The 16879-nt window shown below is 72.5% G+C and carries 18 protein-coding genes; 5 read left to right on the top strand and 13 right to left on the bottom strand.

Annotated features, from left to right (window positions below; all coding sequences use genetic code 11):
• Positions 1-28 precede the first annotated feature (28 nt).
• From ACZ3HQ_RS27050 to ACZ3HQ_RS27085, 8 genes are all read right to left on the bottom strand, one after another.
• Positions 29-1114: an ABC transporter ATP-binding protein gene (locus ACZ3HQ_RS27050; protein ID WP_467514810.1), complete on the bottom strand. Its 1086-nt coding sequence runs from the start codon at positions 1112-1114 to the stop codon at positions 29-31.
• 59 nt (positions 1115-1173) lie between these two features.
• Positions 1174-2028 (bottom strand): ABC transporter permease, encoded by an 855-nt coding sequence (locus tag ACZ3HQ_RS27055; RefSeq protein ID WP_467514811.1) that lies wholly within the window; start codon positions 2026-2028, stop codon positions 1174-1176.
• Positions 2025-2849, bottom strand: coding sequence for a molybdate ABC transporter substrate-binding protein (modA, locus tag ACZ3HQ_RS27060; RefSeq protein ID WP_467514813.1), 825 nt, complete (start codon positions 2847-2849; stop codon positions 2025-2027). The genes ACZ3HQ_RS27055 and modA overlap by 4 nt, the downstream gene beginning before the upstream one ends.
• A gap of 181 nt (positions 2850-3030) precedes the next feature.
• The gene (locus ACZ3HQ_RS27065; RefSeq protein ID WP_350907404.1) at positions 3031-3429 is read right to left on the bottom strand and encodes a TOBE domain-containing protein; all 399 of its coding nucleotides are present in this window, start codon (positions 3427-3429) and stop codon (positions 3031-3033) included.
• Positions 3430-3507: 78 nt separating this feature from the next.
• Positions 3508-5460 (bottom strand): APC family permease, encoded by a 1953-nt coding sequence (locus ACZ3HQ_RS27070; protein ID WP_467515107.1) that lies wholly within the window; start codon positions 5458-5460, stop codon positions 3508-3510.
• 365 nt (positions 5461-5825) lie between these two features.
• Positions 5826-6356 (bottom strand): universal stress protein, encoded by a 531-nt coding sequence (locus tag ACZ3HQ_RS27075; RefSeq protein ID WP_467514815.1) that lies wholly within the window; start codon positions 6354-6356, stop codon positions 5826-5828.
• 186 nt (positions 6357-6542) lie between these two features.
• Positions 6543-6743, bottom strand: coding sequence for a DUF5999 family protein (locus ACZ3HQ_RS27080; RefSeq protein WP_467515109.1), 201 nt, complete (start codon positions 6741-6743; stop codon positions 6543-6545).
• A gap of 374 nt (positions 6744-7117) precedes the next feature.
• Positions 7118-7702 carry a hypothetical protein gene (locus ACZ3HQ_RS27085; protein WP_161203626.1) on the bottom strand — a complete coding sequence of 195 codons (585 nt, stop codon included), beginning with the start codon at positions 7700-7702 and terminating at the stop codon, positions 7118-7120.
• A 575-nt stretch (positions 7703-8277) separates the two neighbouring features.
• Between ACZ3HQ_RS27085 and ACZ3HQ_RS27090 the strand changes: the two genes are divergently transcribed.
• Together ACZ3HQ_RS27090 and ACZ3HQ_RS27095 are read left to right on the top strand one after the other, a co-directional pair.
• Positions 8278-9795 carry a glutamate-cysteine ligase family protein gene (locus tag ACZ3HQ_RS27090; protein ID WP_467514817.1) on the top strand — a complete coding sequence of 506 codons (1518 nt, stop codon included), beginning with the start codon at positions 8278-8280 and terminating at the stop codon, positions 9793-9795.
• Positions 9796-9981: 186 nt separating this feature from the next.
• A complete protein-coding gene (locus ACZ3HQ_RS27095; protein ID WP_467514819.1) occupies positions 9982-10761 on the top strand; it encodes a CPBP family intramembrane glutamic endopeptidase in 780 nt (259 codons plus the stop codon).
• On the opposite strand, the gene ACZ3HQ_RS27100 is transcribed toward ACZ3HQ_RS27095, so the two are convergent.
• From ACZ3HQ_RS27100 to ACZ3HQ_RS27115, 4 genes are all read right to left on the bottom strand, one after another.
• A complete protein-coding gene (locus ACZ3HQ_RS27100) occupies positions 10758-11570 on the bottom strand; it encodes a PhzF family phenazine biosynthesis protein (RefSeq protein WP_467514821.1) in 813 nt (270 codons plus the stop codon). The genes ACZ3HQ_RS27095 and ACZ3HQ_RS27100 overlap by 4 nt on opposite strands.
• Positions 11571-11644: 74 nt before the next feature.
• Entirely contained in the window at positions 11645-12475 is an 831-nt protein-coding gene (nadE, locus tag ACZ3HQ_RS27105; RefSeq protein WP_467514822.1) for an ammonia-dependent NAD(+) synthetase, read from the bottom strand.
• Between the two features lie 89 nt (positions 12476-12564).
• Complete coding sequence (locus ACZ3HQ_RS27110) at positions 12565-13146, bottom strand: DinB family protein (protein ID WP_467514824.1); 582 nt, start codon at positions 13144-13146, stop codon at positions 12565-12567.
• Positions 13147-13213: 67 nt separating this feature from the next.
• Positions 13214-13951, bottom strand: coding sequence for a VOC family protein (locus ACZ3HQ_RS27115; RefSeq protein ID WP_467514826.1), 738 nt, complete (start codon positions 13949-13951; stop codon positions 13214-13216).
• A 201-nt stretch (positions 13952-14152) separates the two neighbouring features.
• Between ACZ3HQ_RS27115 and ACZ3HQ_RS27120 the strand changes: the two genes are divergently transcribed.
• Positions 14153-14776, top strand: coding sequence for a PadR family transcriptional regulator (locus ACZ3HQ_RS27120; RefSeq protein WP_467515110.1), 624 nt, complete (start codon positions 14153-14155; stop codon positions 14774-14776).
• A gap of 26 nt (positions 14777-14802) precedes the next feature.
• Here the strand turns inward: ACZ3HQ_RS27120 and ACZ3HQ_RS27125 are convergent, their stop codons facing one another.
• Positions 14803-14976 carry a hypothetical protein gene (locus tag ACZ3HQ_RS27125; RefSeq protein ID WP_107030798.1) on the bottom strand — a complete coding sequence of 58 codons (174 nt, stop codon included), beginning with the start codon at positions 14974-14976 and terminating at the stop codon, positions 14803-14805.
• A 221-nt stretch (positions 14977-15197) separates the two neighbouring features.
• Here ACZ3HQ_RS27125 and ACZ3HQ_RS27130 point away from each other — a divergent pair, with 221 nt between their 5' ends.
• Together ACZ3HQ_RS27130 and ACZ3HQ_RS27135 are read left to right on the top strand one after the other, a co-directional pair.
• Complete coding sequence (locus ACZ3HQ_RS27130; protein WP_467514828.1) at positions 15198-15749, top strand: peptidase; 552 nt, start codon at positions 15198-15200, stop codon at positions 15747-15749.
• Between the two features lie 65 nt (positions 15750-15814).
• A complete protein-coding gene (locus ACZ3HQ_RS27135; protein WP_467514829.1) occupies positions 15815-16813 on the top strand; it encodes an EamA family transporter in 999 nt (332 codons plus the stop codon).
• Positions 16814-16879: the final 66 nt, after the last annotated feature.

Genomic DNA, 16879 nt, shown 5'->3' on the forward strand with positions numbered 1-16879 from the left:
GGGGCCACACCGTAGCCGCAGCAAGGGCTCATGCCGGGTATGCGTGGGTCTGCGTCGCCTTGACGGTCGCCCACACCGACGCACCGGTGTGCAGGTCCAGCTCGGCGGCGGCCGCCGTGGTGAGGTCGGCGGCGAGGTCGATCTCCCCGGTGAGGTCCGCGCGGATCTGGTCGCCGTGCGTCTCCAGGCCGGCCACCTCGCAGCGCCACAGGTTGCGGGCGCTCGCCCCGGTGGGCCGGTCACGGAACAGGGTGACGGCCACCGGCGGGAACGCCACGAACACCGGCCCCGACAGGTCCTCCGTGGTGGCGACCGACGGCCCGCCGTCCAGCCGCACCGCGTGCCCGTCCGCCTCGCCCCGGTAGAGGTTGAGGCCGACCAACTGCGCGATGTAGTCGGTACGGGGATGCCGGGCGATCTCCGTGGGCGTGCCCTCCTGCACCACCTGGCCGTCCTCGACCACCACCAGCCGGTCCGCCAGCACCATGGCGTCCAGCGGATCGTGCGTCACCAGGACGGCGACCGCCTCGAACTCGGCCAGGTGCCGCCGCAACTGCGAGCGGACCTCCAGGCGGGTACGGGCGTCCAGCGCGGCGAGCGGCTCGTCCAGGAGCAGCAGCCGGGGCCGGGTGGCCAGCGCCCTGGCCAGCGCGACCCGCTGGGCCTGGCCGCCGGAGAGCCGGCGGGGCTTGGCGCCCGCGTGTCCGGACAGGCCCATCCGCTCCAGCCAGGTGGCGGCCTGCGCGCGTGCCTCGGCCTTGCCGGTGCCCTGACAGCGCGGGCCGAAGGCCACGTTGTCCAGCGCGGTCAGGTGCGGGAAGAGCAGATAGTCCTGGAAGACCACGCCGACCGGGCGCTTCTCCGGCGCGGTGCGCTCCAGCGCGGTGCCGTCCAGCCGCAGATGGCCCTCGGAGAGCGGGACGAGGCCCGCGAGGGCGCGCAGGGCGGTGGTCTTGCCCGCGCCGTTCGGGCCGAGCAGCGCGACCACGTCACCGGGGGCCGCGCGCAGGGACACGTCCAGCCGGAAGGTGCCCCGGTCGACCACGAGACGGGCGTCGAGGCCCTGTTCGTCCGCCGCCCTCAGCAGGGCGGGAGGCGCGTCGATGTCGGTCATGGGGCGGTCGTCCTCCGTCGGCGCCGGCGTGGTCGGTGTCTTCCATCCTGGCGGCACCGTCACGCTCCCGTCATCCACCGGTCCCGCAGCCCCGCGAGCACCGCGATGGACACGGCCAGCAGGATCAGGCTGAGCGCGATGGCGGCCTCCGGGTCGTTCTGGAGGGCGAGGTAGACCGCGAGCGGCATGGTCTGGGTACGGCCGGGGAAGTTGCCCGCGAAGGTGATCGTGGCCCCGAACTCACCGAGCGCGCGGGCCCACGCCAGTACGGCGCCGGCCGCGATGCCGGGGGCGATCAGCGGCAGGGTGACCCGGCGGAACGCGGTGAAGCGGGATGCGCCGAGCGTGGTGGCCGCCTCCTCGTAGCGCGGGTCGGCCGCCCGCAGGGTGCCCTCGACGCTGATGACCAGGAACGGCATCGCGACGAACGCCTCCGCGATCACCACACCGGCGGTGGTGAACGGCAGGGTGATCCCGAACCAGGCGTCCAGCGACTTGCCGACGACGCCATTGCGGCCCAGGGCCAGCAGCAGCGCGACACCGCCGACGACCGGGGGCAGCACCAGGGGCAGGGTCACCAGCGCGCGCACCAGACCCCGGCCGGGGAACTCCGTACGGGCCAGCAGCCAGGCCAGCGGCACGCCGAGCACCAGGGCGACGGCGGTGGCCGCGGTCGCGCTGACCAGGGAGAGCTGGAGCGCCTGCCACACCTCGGGGCTGGTGAGCTGGGCGGGCAGGCTGCGCCAGGGGGCGCGGACCAGCAGGGCGAGCAGCGGCACCAGCAGGAACGCCATCGCCAGCAGGCCGGGCACCAGCAGCGGGACCGGCACGCCGCCGCGGGCGGCGCGGACACGCGGGCGCCGTGGCCCGCTCCTGCCGGGACGGGCCGCAGCGGGCTGCTTCAGATCGGTCACGGCTTCAGGAAGCCGGCCTGCGTCAGCACCTTCTGGCCGTCGGGGGACTTGACCAGGGCGATGAACGCGGCGGCCGCGTCGGCGTTGTCCGAGTTCTTCAGCGGGGCGATCGGATAGTCGTTGATCGCGTCCTCGGACTCGGGGAACTCCACGCCCTGGACCTTGCCGGCGGCGGACTTCACGTCGGTCCTGTAGACCAGGGACGCGTCGGCCTCCTTCAGCTCCACCTTGTTCAGGGCGGCCTTGACGTCCTGCTCGTAGGAGACCGGGGTGACCTTGACGCCGGCGGCGTCGAGCACCTTCTGCGCGGCCGCGCCGCACGGCACGGTCCTGTCGCAGAGGACGACCTTGAGCTTCGGGTCGGTGAGGTCCTTGAGCGAGGCGATCTTGCCGGGGTTGCCCGGCAGGGTGGCGATCTCGAGCTGGTTGCGGGCGAAGGTCGACGGGGCGCTCGTCGTGTCCTGCTTGCCGGTGACGATCGCCATGGTCTTGGGGCTGGCGGCGGCGAACACATCGGCCGGGGCACCGCTGGTGATGCTGGCGGCGAGGGTGTCGCTGCCACCGAAGTTGAAGGCGACCTTCGTGCCGGGATGCCGCTGCTCGAACTGCTCGCCCAGCGTGGTGAAGCTCTCCTTGAGGGAGGCGGCCGCGAACACGGTGACCGTGCCGGACAGCTTGGGGGAGGCGGAGTCGGAGCTGTCGGCCCTGGCGGGCGTGGACCCGTCGGAGTTGGAGCAGGCGCTGAGGGCCAGCAGGGCGGCGACTCCGACACCGGCAAGCGGCAGCGTCCGGCGGGTCCGGCGTGCGGTACGGGTCTTCACGGGTCTTCTACTCCTCGTCTCGGCGGAACAACGCTCGCGCCCTTCCAGGGGGCCGGAGGTCGGCCACGAGAACGATGATACTGCCGCATCTGCCAGACGTAAGCTGCCTGTCATGCCGCATGAGCCGTGAAGTTGTGATGGGGGGCTGGCATATGCGCCAGGCCGGGGACGCTCAGTAGCGTCAGTAGCGGTCGATGTGCACGTTGGTCGACTTCACGCGCGCGGTGGCCTCCATGCCGACCTCGAGACCGAGTTCGTCGACGGCCTCACGGGTGAGCAGCGAGACCAGCCGGTGCGGGCCCGCCTGGATCTCCACCTGGGCGGCCACGTCGCCGAGCTTGATGGCGGTGACGATGCCGGGGAAGGCGTTGCGCACGGAGGTGACCGACGTCTCCTCCTCGGCCGTCCCGCCCGCCTGGGCCAGCTCGACCGAGAACGCGGCGAGGTCCTGGCCGGCGATCAGGCGCCGCCCGGACTCGTCGCGGTGGGTGGCCATCCGGCCGGCGTCGGCCCAGCGGCGGGCGGTGTCGGGGCTCACGCCGAGGAGCCGGGCGGCCTGGCCGATCGTGTAGGACTGCATGCTGGTCACCATAGATCGAGAGGCCGGCGGCCGGGCACCGGGGCGTGTTCCGGGCGGACGCGGCGGCGTCCGGACGGGTCAGCCGGTGTGCACGCGGGGGCGGCGGGCCCGGTCCGGCTCCGCCTCGCGCAGCACCTCGCGGGTGACCGGGGCGACCTCGCCCTGGCCGAAGAGGAAGAAGCGCAGGAAGTTGGCGAACGGGTTGCCCTCCGTCCACTCGAAGAAGATGTGCGGCGTACGCCCGGTCAGGTCCCGTACGTGCAGCAGGAGTGCGGCGAGGGCGTTGGGGATGGAGGAGGACTCCACGGTCAGCACCCGGTAGCGGTTGTGCAGGACCTCGCCGCGCACCGTCAGGCACGTCTCGAACTCGGAGGGGTCGACCACCGTGACCTCGACGAAGACGAAGTCCTCCTGCTCGGGCATGTCGTTGTCGGTACGGATCTGCTCGATCTTGTCGCGGTACTCGGCCCGGTCGCGGTTGTCGGGCTCGTTGGCGATGAACCGGATCTTCCGGCTGGCCATGTCCCGGACGAACCGCTCCGCCATCGGGTCCATCGCCACGCTGGTCACCCGCAGCTCGAAGGAGCGGGCCAGCCGGGACAGCAGGGAGACCAGCATGATGCCCGCGATGAAGCAGGCGCCGATCTTCACGCCGTCCGGGCGCTCGATGACGTTGGCGACCGTGGTGTACAGGAACACCGCGGAGATCACGCCGAAGCCGATGGTCCAGCCGCGCTGCCCCGCCTTGCGGGCGGCGATGGTCACCGCGATGGCGGCCGAGCTGATCAGCACCAGCACACCGGTGGCGTAGGCGCCGCCCTGCTTGTCCACGTTGGCGTCGAAGAGCCAGGTGACCAGGAAGGCGATCAGGATGAAGACGATGACCATCGGGCGCACCGCCCGCGCCCAGTGCGGGGCCATGCCGTACCGGGGGAGGTAGCGGGGCATCAGGTTGAGCAGGCCGGCCATGGCGGAGGCGCCGGCGAACCACAGGATGGCGATGGTCGAGACGTCGTAGACCGTGCCGAAGGCGTTGCCCAGGTACTCGTGGGCGAGGAAGGCGAGGGCACGGCCGTTGGCCTGGCCGCCGGGCTTGAACTCGGCGGCCGGGATGAGCAGCGTGGTGATGAAGCTGGTGGTGATCAGGAAGCAGCTCATGATCACGGCGGCGGTGGTGAGCAGCTTCTTGGTGTCCCGGATGCGGCCCGCCGGGCGTTCCTCGGCGTCGTCCTCGTCGCCCTGCACGTGCGGCATCACCGCGACGCCGGTCTCGAAGCCGGACAGGCCGAGGGCGAGCTTCGGGAAGACGATCAGGGCCACGCCGATCATCACGAAGACGTTGCCGTGCTGGACGGTCAGCGCGTCGGTCCAGTCGGTGACCACGTGCTCGGCGGTCAGCACGTGCCACAGGCCGGTGATCACCACGACGAGGTTGAGCGCCAGGTAGACGCCGACCAGGGCGACCGCGACCCCCATGGCCTCCAGGAAGCCCTTGAGGAAGACCGCCCCGAGCAGCGCCACCAGGATCAGCGTGATCAGCATCTGGTGGCCGCCCAGCGTGCTGGTCAGATGCGGGTTCTCCACCAGGTGGGTGGAGGCGTCGGCGGCCGAGAGGGTGATGGTGATCAGGAAGTCGGTGGCCGCGAACCCCAGCAGGGTCAGCACGAACAGCTTGCCCTTCCAGAAGGACAGCAGCCGCTCCAGCATGGCGATGGAGCCCTGCCCGTGCGGGCTCTCCTGCGCCACCCGCCGGTACACCGGGAGGGCGCCGGCCAGGGTGACGATCACCAGCACGATGGTCGCCAGCGGGGAGAGCAGTCCGGCCGCGAGGGCCGCGATGCCGGGCTGGTAGCCGAGGGTGGAGAAGTAGTCGACGCCGGTCAGGCACATCACCCGCCACCAGCGCTGGCCCTGGTGCGGGGGTTCCGGCTCGGCGTGCGGACCGGTCAGGCCACCCCGCTTGCCCATGTCGGAGAGCCCCTGCAGCATCCAGCCGCGCAGACGGCTGGGAGGGTGCTCGGTCGTGGCCATCGGCGTGCTCCAGGTGGTGCGGCTCGGCTGCCTGCGGTCACTGCCTGCGGTCATGCGGACAGCCGGACCAGCGTATGCGGAGAGTGACGCTTGCCCCATGGGTTCCGGACCGGGGAGGCGTCAATCCTGCGTTAAGAATGGGCCGACGGGGGCTGCTGGTGGACGATAGGTGGAGGCCCGGAGCCTGCCTGGACAGGAACGCGGTGTACGGGCGGCGCCCGGAGGGGAGGTGTTCTGGGCTCCGGGGGCGGACACCGAGCGTCATCTCGGGCAAGATCGTCGGGCGGTCGTCCGCACCTTGTCCATGCTGCCTCGCGCGGGGGCGGTCCGCAGCCCAGCGCGCGCGGGGTCAGAGGCTCGCGGGGTCAGAGGCTGCGGATGTCCATGCGCCAGTGCCAGGCGTTGCGGCGGTGGACGGCCGTCAGGTCGGACTCCAGCGGCGAGGGCGGCACCGCGAGCACCGGGCAGCGGGCGTGGGCCAGGCACTGCCGGGAGACCCGCCCGGAGAAGGCCCGGCGCAGTCCGCGGCGGCCCGCGCCCACCACCAGCAGGTCGTCCTCGCGGTCCGCGACCGCCAGCAGCGCCCGGCCCGGCGTGCCGCGCACGATCACCGCGTGCAGCGGGAGGCCGGGGCCCTCCTCACCGAACAGGTCGTCGAGCAGGGAGGTCAGCCGGTGTTCCGCCGTCCGCTGCCACTCCTCGGTCAGCGGGTCGGCCACCGCGGAGCGCCGGCCGGTCGGATCACCGCCCGGCGGCGTCCAGGCGAGCACCGGCCACAGCTCGGCGGCCAGCCGGTGGGCGAGCGCGGTGGCCCGGCGCAGGACCGTGACACTGCCCAGGGACCCGCTCACACCGACGACCACCCGCGAGGCCAGGGGGGCGTTGTAACCGGACATCACTTCACGCTCCTCGGGGGACGGACCGCTCGCGCATCCTTGTTCCATCCCACTCCCGTCCGGCCCGTTCGACCAGCCGGCGGCCTCTTCGCCGGCCCCGGACACGCGTCGGGGCCGGTGCGCACCGTGTGTGCGTCCGGCCCCTCGGGTCGTCGGGCGGCCTCGGCGGACCGCGTCGGGCACTGCTCAGGCGGCGGTCATGAGTGCGCCGAGCGGTCGGTGGGGGGCGATGACGCGGCCGTCGGGCAGCAGCTCACCGGTGTCCTCGAAGAGCAGAACGCCGTTGCACAGCAGACTCCACCCCTGTTCCGGGTGGTGCACCACGAGACGGGCCGACTCGCGGTCGGCGGACTCGGCTGGCGGGCAGGTCGGTTGATGCTGGCACATGGGCGGGATCTCTCGCTTTGTCGTGGTCATGTCCGTCCCCCGTGGTGAAACATCGGTCGGAATCCAGTGTTGCCCGCTGGGCGTCGTTCCGCAGGGATTTCGCAGCACCGCTCCTTACCAGTTCATGACGCGTCACTCTCGCGGACGGTTCAATCCAACCGCACTGTCCCTTTGGGTGGTTCGGTGTGACCGGAAAGGGCTAGTCCACTTGGGGGAGTGGCAACTATTCGCTCACAGGAGCGGGCAATTACTCGCACGAGCGAAATGTGTGGGGCTCACGGAAATGCGCGCACGCCGGGCAGGAATCCGGCGTACCCGGAGAAAAGGCCGTACCCCGCTTCCGCGCCGGGAAGCGGGGTACGCGGGGGGCCGGATCAGGCGGGTGAGCCGAGAAGGGGCACGGGAGTCGCACGATGGGTCAGCACCGGCAGCAACTCCGAGACGCGGTGCGGCCGGTGGGCCCGGATGCCGGGCGGCGCCGGGGCGAGCGGCACCAGGAGGTCGGTGGCGGCGGGGTGGCCCTCGGCCGGGTCGGCGGCGGGGTCACCGTGCAGCCACAGGGTGAGCATGTACAGGCCCGGCACCGACAGCAGGCGCGGCTGGTACGGCTGGAGCAGCGCCTCGGCCTGCTGGAGCGCCCGTTCGGTGGACGGGATGTAGGGGCCCTCGAAGAAGTGCGAGAAGGCCCAGCCGTCCGGGGTGAGCACGGTGTCGGCCGCCGCGACCGGGCGGTCGCCGGCCCGGATGACGAACCGCCAGCCCGTCAGCCGCGTCGCGGACAGACCCTCGGGGGTGATGTGGTCCAACACGTGCAGGGCGAGCGGGAGTTCGGGCGTGACCGGACCCTGCGCGGCGCGCAGGGCAGGGGTGCGCGCCTCACGGACCGCGGTGGGGGAACCGAGGGCCGTGAGGACGGAGTGCAGTGCGGGCGCGGGCGCGGGGGGCACGTGCAGCGGCATGGTGGGTCGCCTCTCGTTCGACAGGCGCGGCGGCGCGAGGGGTGGGGCGGACAGCACTGTCTGCTCACAGGTGGAGGGCCGGGGGCGGCGGGGCCCGGAGCGGACGCGGCTGCGCGGAGATCTGCCGGTCGTCGACCGACGCCCGGAATACGGCGGAAACGCGTCAGAAACCGGTACCGAGGCACCATCCTTCGGCCCTGTCCGCGAAGTTTATACGACACGTGTTCACCTGTTGTTTCGGCTATCCGATTTCGACGGCCCGGGCAAGGCGATATCCGGTCGCGGATACGTGCTGAACATCCCGATTTCCCGGCTGCGGGGCTCCGCTGACCTCGCCGGACCCGGCTCACGCGGTCGGCCGATTGTCGTCGGCGTTTTTCACGAGGCGATCAGGGCACCCGAAGATGCGTGATGCGGCATGCCTCGTGAATGTGCCGCAGGACACTTCCGTCAGAATAATGGGCGGCGAGGCCGGATGCGGCGTTATCGATCGCTTCCGCTGGGCATCATCCCAACCGATCCGGGAGCCCCGGCGGCCGGACCCTCGGGCCGCCCATCCGAGGAGGGACACTTCCATGGGGGAGAAGGTCGTGGCAGGCCCGTTCGACCTGTCCGATCGCCAGCGCTACCGCGAAAAGCTCCAGAAGTGCCTGGCGGGACTGGAGCGACTGCTGGCCGAGAAACGGTTCGACCGTCCCAAGAACCTGATGGGGCTGGAGATCGAATTGAATCTGGCCGGCCCCGACGGTATGCCGAAAATGCTGAACGGCGAGGTACTGGAGCGGATCGCCAGCCGCGATTTCCAGACCGAACTCGCCATGTTCAATCTGGAGGTCAACATAGCCCCGCACCGGCTGGGCGACCGGGTATTCGACCGGCTCGCGGAGGAGCTGCGCACCTCCCTCGCCTACGCCGACCGCAAGGCGGGCGAGGTGGACGCCGGAATCGTGATGACCGGCATCCTGCCCACGCTCGGCCGGGACGACCTGGTCTCGTCCAACCTCTCGGAGGTGGACCGGTACGCCCTCCTCAACGACCAGATCGTCGCCGCGCGCGGTGAGGACTTCCGGCTCGACATCGAGGGCGTGGAGCATCTGCGCTGCACCTCACGCTCCATCGTCCCCGAGGCCGCCTGCACCTCCGTGCAGCTCCATCTCCAGGTGACGCCCGACCGGTTCGCCGACGTGTGGAACGCGGCGCAGGCGGCCTCGGCCGCCCAGATCGCGGTCGGCGCCAACTCGCCGTTCCTGTTCGGGCACGAGCTGTGGCGCGAGTCCCGGCCACCGCTCTTCCTCCAGGCCACCGACACCCGCCCGCCCGAACTCCAGGCCCAGGGCGTGCGACCGCGCACCTGGTTCGGCGAGCGCTGGATCACCGGCGCCCACGACCTGTTCGAGGAGAACCTGCGCTACTTCCCGCCCCTGCTGCCGATCTGCGACGACGAGGAGCCACTGGAGGTCCTCGACGCCGGCGGAGTGCCCAGGCTGGCCGAACTCGTCCTGCACAACGGCACGGTGTACCGCTGGAACCGCCCGGTCTACGACATCGCCGACGGCGTTCCCCACCTCCGGGTGGAGAACCGGGTGCTGCCCGCGGGGCCCACCATCACCGACGTGATCGCCAACGCCGCCTTCTACTACGGGCTGGTGCGCGCGCTCGCCGAGGAGTCCCGCCCGGTGTGGAACCGGCTGCCCTTCGAGGCCGCCGAGGCCAACTTCGACGCGGCCTGCCGGTACGGCATCGACGCCCGCTTCACCTGGCCCCGGCGCGGCCGCTACGGCGGTACGGCCGAGGTCGACGCCGTCACCCTGGTCCGCGACGAGCTGCTGCCGATGGCCGCCGCGGGGCTGGACGCGTGGGGTATCGAGGCCGCCGACCGGGACTTCTATCTCGGGGTCATCGAGGAGCGGTGCCGCAAGCGGGTCAACGGCGCCTCCTGGCAGGCGGCCACCTTCCACCGCGCGCTGGAAAAGGGCCTCGGCCGGGAGAAGGCACTGGCCGCGACGACGCGCCGGTACGCCGAGCTGATGCACGCCGGGGAACCGGTGCACACCTGGCCGGTGGGGCTGCCGGAGCCGGTGCCGCTGGGCTGAGGGCCGTTTCCGGAGGCCCTGTCCGAGGGCACGGCCGCGCGCGGGTGTCCCGTCCGTGTGCGGCCGTGCCGTGTGCCACCCGGTGCGCGGCCCGGCCGGGTCCTTCTGCGATCCTTTGCCCGAACACAGGCGCGCGGGGGCAGGTCGAGCCGCCCGGCGCCCGGAACGCGGGTGGAGGCGGAACCGGTGGCCGAGTCCTTGGCGTGGCAGCAGCCCTCCCGGCGGACGCTGCGGGACGAGACGCTGATCGTGCTGGCGCTCTCGCTCGGGGCGAGCGGGGTGTCCGCGCTCATCAGCTTCATCGGCTCGGTCACCAAGCCCGGCGGGCTCAAGGACCAGGCGGCCACCCTCAACGCCTCCGCCGCGCCCGGCCGGCCCTGGCTCGACCTGGCCTGGCAGCTCTTCGGGATCGCGTCCGCGCTGGTGCCGGTGGCACTGGTCGCGTATCTGCTGTGCCGGGAGGGCGCGAGCCTGCGCGTTCTCGGCTTCGACCGGGGGCGCCCCTGGTCCGACCTGGCGCGGGGCGCCGCCGTCGCGGCCGTGATCGGCAGTACCGGGATCGCCTTCTACCTGGCGGCGCGCGGGCTCGGCTTCAACCTCACCGTGGTGCCGGAGGCGCTGCCCGACGTGTGGTGGAAGTACCCGGTGCTGGTGCTGTCGGCGGTGCAGAACGCGGTCCTCGAAGAGGTCATCGTCGTCGGCTATCTGCTGCGCAGGCTGGGCCAGTTGGGCTGGACGCCGGGGACCGCGCTGGTGGCCAGCGCGGTCCTGCGGGGCTCGTACCACCTCTACCAGGGCATCGGCGGCTTCATCGGCAACATGGTGATGGGCGTGGTGTTCGTCTGGCTGTACCGCCGCTGGGGCCGGGTCGGCCCGCTGGTCGTCGCCCACTCGCTGCTCGACATCGGCGCCTTCGTCGGATACGCCCTGCTGGCGGGCAAGGTGGGCTGGCTGCCGACGCCCTAGGCCAGGAGTTCGCCGTCGATCACGGTGACCGCGCGGCCCCGGAGCAGGGTGCGGTCGCCGCGCAGGCCGGTGTGGACCAGGCCGGTGCGGCGGGACGCCTGGAGACCGGTGAGGTCGTCGCGGTCCAGGCGCGCGGACCAGTAAGGGGCGAGCGCCGTGTGGGCGCTGCCGGTCACCGGGTCCTCGTCGATGCCGACGTTCGGGAAGAAGCAGCGGGAGACGTAGTCGGCGCCCAGGGTGGGGTCCTCGGCGCGGGCGGTCACGATCACGCCCCGGCTGGAGCAGCCGCCGAGTTTCCGGTGGTCCGGGGTCAGCTCCAGCACGGTCTTCTCGTCGGCCAGTTCCACCAGCAGGTCTCCGACGTTCGGTCCGGTGTCGAACGCGGCCACCGGCTCGGCGCCCAGCGCGTCGGCGAGCCCCGCCGGGACCTCGACCTCGGTGAGCGGGGCGGTGGGGAAGTCCAGGGTGATCTCCCCGTCCCCGTGCCGCGTGGCGACGAGGACACCGCTGCGGGTGGCGAACCGCAGGAGACCTTCGTGGGCGCCGGTGGCGTACAGCACGTGCGCGGTGGCCAGGGTGGCGTGCCCGCACATCGCCACCTCCGTGACCGGGGTGAACCAGCGCAGCGCCCAGTCGGCCTCGCCGCCGCCGGGCAGGCGGTGGGCGAAGGCCGTCTCGGAGAGGTTGACCTCGGCGGCCACTTTCCGGAGCCAGTCGTCGTCCGGGAACGGGTCGTCCAGGAGCAGGACCCCGGCGGGGTTGCCGGTGAAGGGGCGGTCGGCGAAGGCGTCGACGATTCGGATGCGCATGCGCAGACCCTAGGGGGTCCTTGGGCCGTGCGGCCAAGGCCAGTTGAGCAGGAGTGGCCTTGGCCGGACGGGGCTCAGGGCGCCAGCGGAAGCTGCCGCTTGTGCTCGGTGCGGTGGTAGCGGTCGACGATCGTGGTGTACGCGGGCTCGCCGACCGGCTTGCCCTCCAGGAGGTCGTCGATGTCGTCGTAGGTGACGCCGAGGGCCGTCTCGTCGGCCTTGCCGGGGTCGAGGGTCTCCAGGTCGGCGGTCGGGGTCTTCCACACCAGCTCGGCGGGGGCGCCCAGGGCGTCCGCCACGGCGCGGACGCGGCGCTTGGTGAGACCGGTCAGCGGGACGACGTCGGCCGCGCCGTCGCCGTACTTGGTGAAGAAGCCGGAGACCGCCTCCGCCGCATGGTCGGTGCCGACGACCAGGCCGTCCTCGGCGCCGGCCACCGCGTACTGGGCGATCATGCGCTGGCGCGCCTTGATGTTGCCCTGCACGAAGTCCTGGTGGTACGCGTCGCGGAAGACCACCCCGCCGGCCACGATCGCGTCCAGCGCGGCGTCGCTCGCGGGACGGATGTCGACGGTCAGGGTGCGGTCGGGGCGGATGAAGTCCAGCGCGAGCTGGGCGTCGGCCTCGTCGGCCTGGACGCCGTACGGCAGCCGCATCGCGTAGAAGACCGCCTCGTGGCCGGCCGCGCGGGCCCGCTCGACCGCGAGCTGGCACAGGCGGCCCGCCGTGGTCGAGTCCACTCCGCCGCTGATCCCGAGCACCAGTGAACGCAGGCCCGTGGAGGTCAGGCGCTCGGCGAGGAAGGCGGTCCGGCGCTCGATCTCCTGCTCCGCGTCGAAGGACTCGGGGACCTGGAGATCGCGGGCGATCTCCTTCTGCTGCGGCGTGGGGGCCAGGTCGGTCATGCTGCTCGTTCCTCACACTTCGGCGGCGGCCCTCACCTGCGGGGCCCGTGCCATTCTGGCAAACGCCGGGCGCCCCGCTGCGCGACGGGTCACGCCTCCCGCGCCGCCCGCTCCACCCGCGCCCGGTGCACCACCCACCAGACGGGGTCGTCCGACGGCATGCTGGTGTTGCCCCGGTCCATCCCGGTCGCGCCGTCCACCAGCTCCCGGACGATGTCGGCGTGCCCGGCGTGCCGCTGGGTGTCGGCGAGGACGCGTACGACCGCGTGGTGCAGGGTCACCTCGTCCCGGCCGCTCGGCCACCAGGGCACCCGGCCGACGGTGTCCAGCGGCAGTGCCTCGACCGTCGCGTCCGCGTGCGCCCAGGCGCGCCGGTACAGCCCCACGATGTCCGCCCGCGACTCCTCGGCGGTGGCCCACATGTCCGCGTTGACCTCCGCCCCGTCCGCCAGCCACGGCAACGGCTCCTTGGAGGGCCGCCCGAAGGTGTCCCCCAGATACCCCAGCTCGACCCCGGCCGCATGCTTCACCAGCCCCAGCAGATTGGTACCGGTCGGCGTGAGCGGACGCCGGACGTCGTACTCCGGGAGCCCGTCGAGCTTCCAGAGCAGGGCTTCCCGCGCGGACCTCAGATAGCGGAGGAGGTCGGCCTTGGGGTCGGGCGTGGTCATGGGGCGGGTCCGTCCTGGAAGTCGTCGGGCGGGGGTCTCCTGGCAGCGGACGGTCGCGCCGCGCGTTCTACAGCGGGACCAGGAGGCAGAACTCGTTGTTCTCCGGGTCGGTGAGGACGGTCCAGGAGACGTCGCCCTGCCCGAAGTCGAGGTCGGTGGCGCCGAGGGCACGGAGGCGGTCGGCCTCTGCGGCCTGGTCGTCGCCGGGGTAGGGGCGGAGGTCGAAGTGGACGCGGTTCAGGCCGGACTTGGCGTCGGGGGTGCGGACGAACTCGAGGTAGGGGCCGACGGCCTTGGCGGAGCGGAGCCGGGCGAGGTCGTCGGTGACCTCGTGCACGTTCCAGTCCATGGCCTCGCCCCAGAAGCGGGCCATCGCGTGCGGGTCCGCGCAGTCGACGACCACCGCGGCGACGGGGCCGGTGTCCCCGTACAGCTCACGGGGTTCCAGTACGCAGAACTCGTTGCCCTCGGGGTCGGCGAGGACGGTCCACGGGACGTCGCCCTGGCCGATGTCGACGGGCGTGGCGCCCAACTCGGCGAGCCGGGCGAGCAGTTCCGTCCGGTGGGCCTCGGAGGTGGTGGCGAGGTCGAGGTGGACGCGGTTCTTCACCGTCTTGGGTACCGGGACATTCAGGACGTCGATGCAGACGGCCTCGGGCGAGGGGTACGTGACGCCCTCGGGCTCGACATTCGTCTCGTCGGGCGTGTCCCCGGTGACCTTCCAGCCGAGCGCGTCCGCCCAGAACCGCCCGAGCGCGGACTTGTCCGTGGCCTTCATGGAGATCTGCACCAGGCGCGTCGTCATGCGGGTGATCGTATGCCCGCGGGGTGGGCGGCGGGCAACCGATTTGCCGGCCGCCGAGCAGGCTCGGGCGGAGCGGCGGCACCCGTGCGGGTTTTTCACGGCAGGGGCTTGTCGGTGAGCTGAGTACCGATATATCGTTGACGTGTCGCGTAAGGAACGCGATGGGATGTGATGGATCGAGAACGGAACGGAGTGATCGTGATGCACGGTCATGGATTTCAGCGAGGGCCCTGGGCAGCGGGTCCGGGGCGGCACGGGCGGCCCGGGTTCGAGGGGGAGCGCGGGGCGTTCGGGCCCTTCGGGCCGGGTGGGCCCGGGTTCGGGGGCCCGATGTTCGGCGGACCCGGATTCGGGGGCCACCGTGGACGCGGCGGACCGAGGGGGAGGGCTCGGCGCGGTGACGTGCGGGCCTCGATCCTGGCGCTGCTCAAGGACCGGCCGATGCACGGCTACGAGATGATCCAGGAGATCGCCGAGCGCAGCGGCGGCGCGTGGAAGCCGAGCCCCGGCTCGGTGTACCCGACGCTGCAACTGCTGGAGGACGAGGGCCTGATCGTCAGCGAGAGCGAGGGCGGCAAGAAGCTGTTCGCGCTCACCGAGGCCGGCCGCACCGCCGCGGAGGAGGGGCCGGACGCCCCCTGGGAGGAGGCTTCGCGGGGCGTCGACTGGGAGGCGCTCAGCGAGATCCGCCAGGCCGGGTCCGGTCTGATGGAAGCCTTCGGGCAGGTCTGGAAGACCGGCACCAAGGAGCAGCGGGACAAGGCGCTGGCCGTCCTCAACGACGCCCGCAAGAGGCTGTACCTCATCCTCGCCGACGAGGACTGAAGCCCTGGCCGGCGAGCGCCGGGGGCTCAGGCCGCCGGCACCCGGCGTATCACCGCCGCGTCGAACAGGTCCCACGCCCGCGGGAAGGGGCCCTCGTCATGGCAGTGCCAGGCGTCCCAGAACAGGTCGGCCGGCAGTGCGTCCCCCGGGGCGTACACCCGGTAGACGTACTGCTTGCCGTCGACCGCCGGCAGGCCCACCAGCCAGCACAGGCATCCTTCCTTCACTTCATGTGAGACGTGTGAGGGAGCCGTGTGGTTGCCCTGGGGGCGCGCGACGGACCGGACGCGCCCCCGAGAAGGAAGGCGCGGCCTCATCCGTGAGGAGGAGACGGCGTACGCCGGTCTCCACTCTGCGTGGGACGCGCGAATGGTTCCCCTCGCTGATGTGGAGGGACCGCCGTGACTGATGGGGTGGGGCCGTGGAACCCCGTACAGCCGGTCGGGCCGTCCCCGACGAGGGCGACGCCGGCACGCCGGACGACACCGGACTCGACGCGACGCTCGCCGCGGTCGTCGCCGGTGCCCGCCGCCGCGCCGTGCGGGACGGCGACCGGCAGATCGACACCGCGCACCTGCTGCACTCCCTCCTCGACGCCGACCCCGAGGCCCGCGCCGCCATGGGTCCCCAACTGGTCCGGCTGCTCGGCTACCTGGTGCAGCGCAGCATCGGTTACGGGCTCGGCTGGCAGCGCGTGGCGGAGGGCGGCGGCACACCGGGCGCCGTACCCAGGCCCGTGCGCGGCGACGGCACCTTCGAGGGCCCCGAGCGCTGGTCGCCCCTCGCGGCCGAGGCCATGCGGGACGCCCGGCGCCGCGCCGTACGCCGGGGCGAACTCCAGGCCAACGGGCTCGATCTCCTCGCCGCCCTGGTGGCCGACCCGCGCTCGCGCGCCGTCGAGGTGGTGGAGCGCGCCGGGATCCCGGCGGGCGCCCTGGCCGCCGGGAAGGCACCCCGCGCCACGGGCGGCTGACCCACCGTCCACCTTCTGAGACAGGTGTCAACAGGGGTGACGCTCATGTCATCGCCTGTCATCATGTGCGCGTGCGTACGTCCGGAAACAGTGGGAGCGGCCGAGGCGCCGGGCTGGGCCTCGCGCTGGTCTCGGCCCTGGCCTTCGGTGGCTCGGGAGTCGCGGCCAAGCCGCTGATCGAGGCGGGCCTGGACCCGCTGCACGTCGTCTGGCTCCGGGTCACCGGTGCCGCCCTGGTGATGCTGCCCCTCGCGGTGCGGCACCGCGCGCTGCTCCGGCGGCGCCCGGCGCTGCTCGCCGGGTTCGGGCTGCTCGCGGTCGCCGGAGTGCAGGCGTGCTACTTCGCCGCGCTCTCCCGCATCCCGGTCGGCGTCGCGCTGCTGATCGAGTACCTGGCTCCGGCGCTGGTGCTGGGCTGGGTCCGGTTCGTGCAGCGGCGGCCGGTGACCAGGGCGGCCGCGCTCGGCGTGGTCCTCGCGGCCGGCGGCCTCGCCTGTGTGGTCGAGGTGTGGTCCGGGCTGCGCTTCGACGCGCTCGGCCTGCTGCTCGCGCTGGGGGCCGCCTGCTGCCAGGTCGGCTACTTCGTCCTGTCCGACCAGGGCGGCGACGCGGGGGAGCGGGCGCCCGACCCGCTCGGCGTGATCGCCTACGGCCTGCTGGTCGGCGCCGCCGTGCTCACCCTCGTCGCACGGCCCTGGACCATGGACCGGTCGGTGCTGACCGGCACCGCGCACCTCGACGGCACGCCGGTGCCCGCGCTCGCGCTGCTCGCCTGGATCGTGCTGGTCGCCACGGTCGCCGCCTACGTCACCGGCGTGCTGTCGGTACGGCGGCTGTCGCCGCAGGTCGCCGGGGTCGTCGCGTGTCTGGAGGCGGTCATCGCCAGCGTGCTGGCCTGGGTGCTGCTGGGCGAACATCTCTCGCTGCCGCAGGTGGCCGGGGGTGCGGTCGTCCTCCTCGGCGCGTTCATCGCGCAGTCCTCGGCGCCGGCCAAGGCACGTGACGTGCCGGTCGCGGAGGGCGGCGCGGAACGGGAGCTGTCGGCACGGGGGACCGCGGCCTAGGCTCCCGCCGGGGCTGCATGCCCCACGCCTCCGAACTTGTGTTGGGGCGGACTCCAACTCCTAGGT

It is taken from the genome of Streptomyces sp. NPDC018263 (assembly GCF_055562575.1).

Coding starts and splice junctions, on each gene's coding strand:
- ACZ3HQ_RS27050 (WP_467514810.1), bottom strand. CDS start 1,114: ATGACCGACATCGACGCGCCTCCCGCCCTGCTGAGGGCGGCGGACGAA.
- ACZ3HQ_RS27065 (WP_350907404.1), bottom strand. CDS start 3,429: ATGCAGTCCTACACGATCGGCCAGGCCGCCCGGCTCCTCGGCGTGAGC.
- ACZ3HQ_RS27070 (WP_467515107.1), bottom strand. CDS start 5,460: ATGGCCACGACCGAGCACCCTCCCAGCCGTCTGCGCGGCTGGATGCTG.
- ACZ3HQ_RS27075 (WP_467514815.1), bottom strand. CDS start 6,356: ATGTCCGGTTACAACGCCCCCCTGGCCTCGCGGGTGGTCGTCGGTGTG.
- ACZ3HQ_RS27080 (WP_467515109.1), bottom strand. CDS start 6,743: ATGTGCCAGCATCAACCGACCTGCCCGCCAGCCGAGTCCGCCGACCGC.
- ACZ3HQ_RS27085 (WP_161203626.1), bottom strand. CDS start 7,702: ATGCCGCTGCACGTGCCCCCCGCGCCCGCGCCCGCACTGCACTCCGTC.
- ACZ3HQ_RS27090 (WP_467514817.1), top strand. CDS start 8,278: ATGGGGGAGAAGGTCGTGGCAGGCCCGTTCGACCTGTCCGATCGCCAG.
- ACZ3HQ_RS27100 (WP_467514821.1), bottom strand. CDS start 11,570: ATGCGCATCCGAATCGTCGACGCCTTCGCCGACCGCCCCTTCACCGGC.
- nadE (WP_467514822.1), bottom strand. CDS start 12,475: ATGACCGACCTGGCCCCCACGCCGCAGCAGAAGGAGATCGCCCGCGAT.
- ACZ3HQ_RS27110 (WP_467514824.1), bottom strand. CDS start 13,146: ATGACCACGCCCGACCCCAAGGCCGACCTCCTCCGCTATCTGAGGTCC.
- ACZ3HQ_RS27115 (WP_467514826.1), bottom strand. CDS start 13,951: ATGACGACGCGCCTGGTGCAGATCTCCATGAAGGCCACGGACAAGTCC.
- ACZ3HQ_RS27120 (WP_467515110.1), top strand. CDS start 14,153: ATGCACGGTCATGGATTTCAGCGAGGGCCCTGGGCAGCGGGTCCGGGG.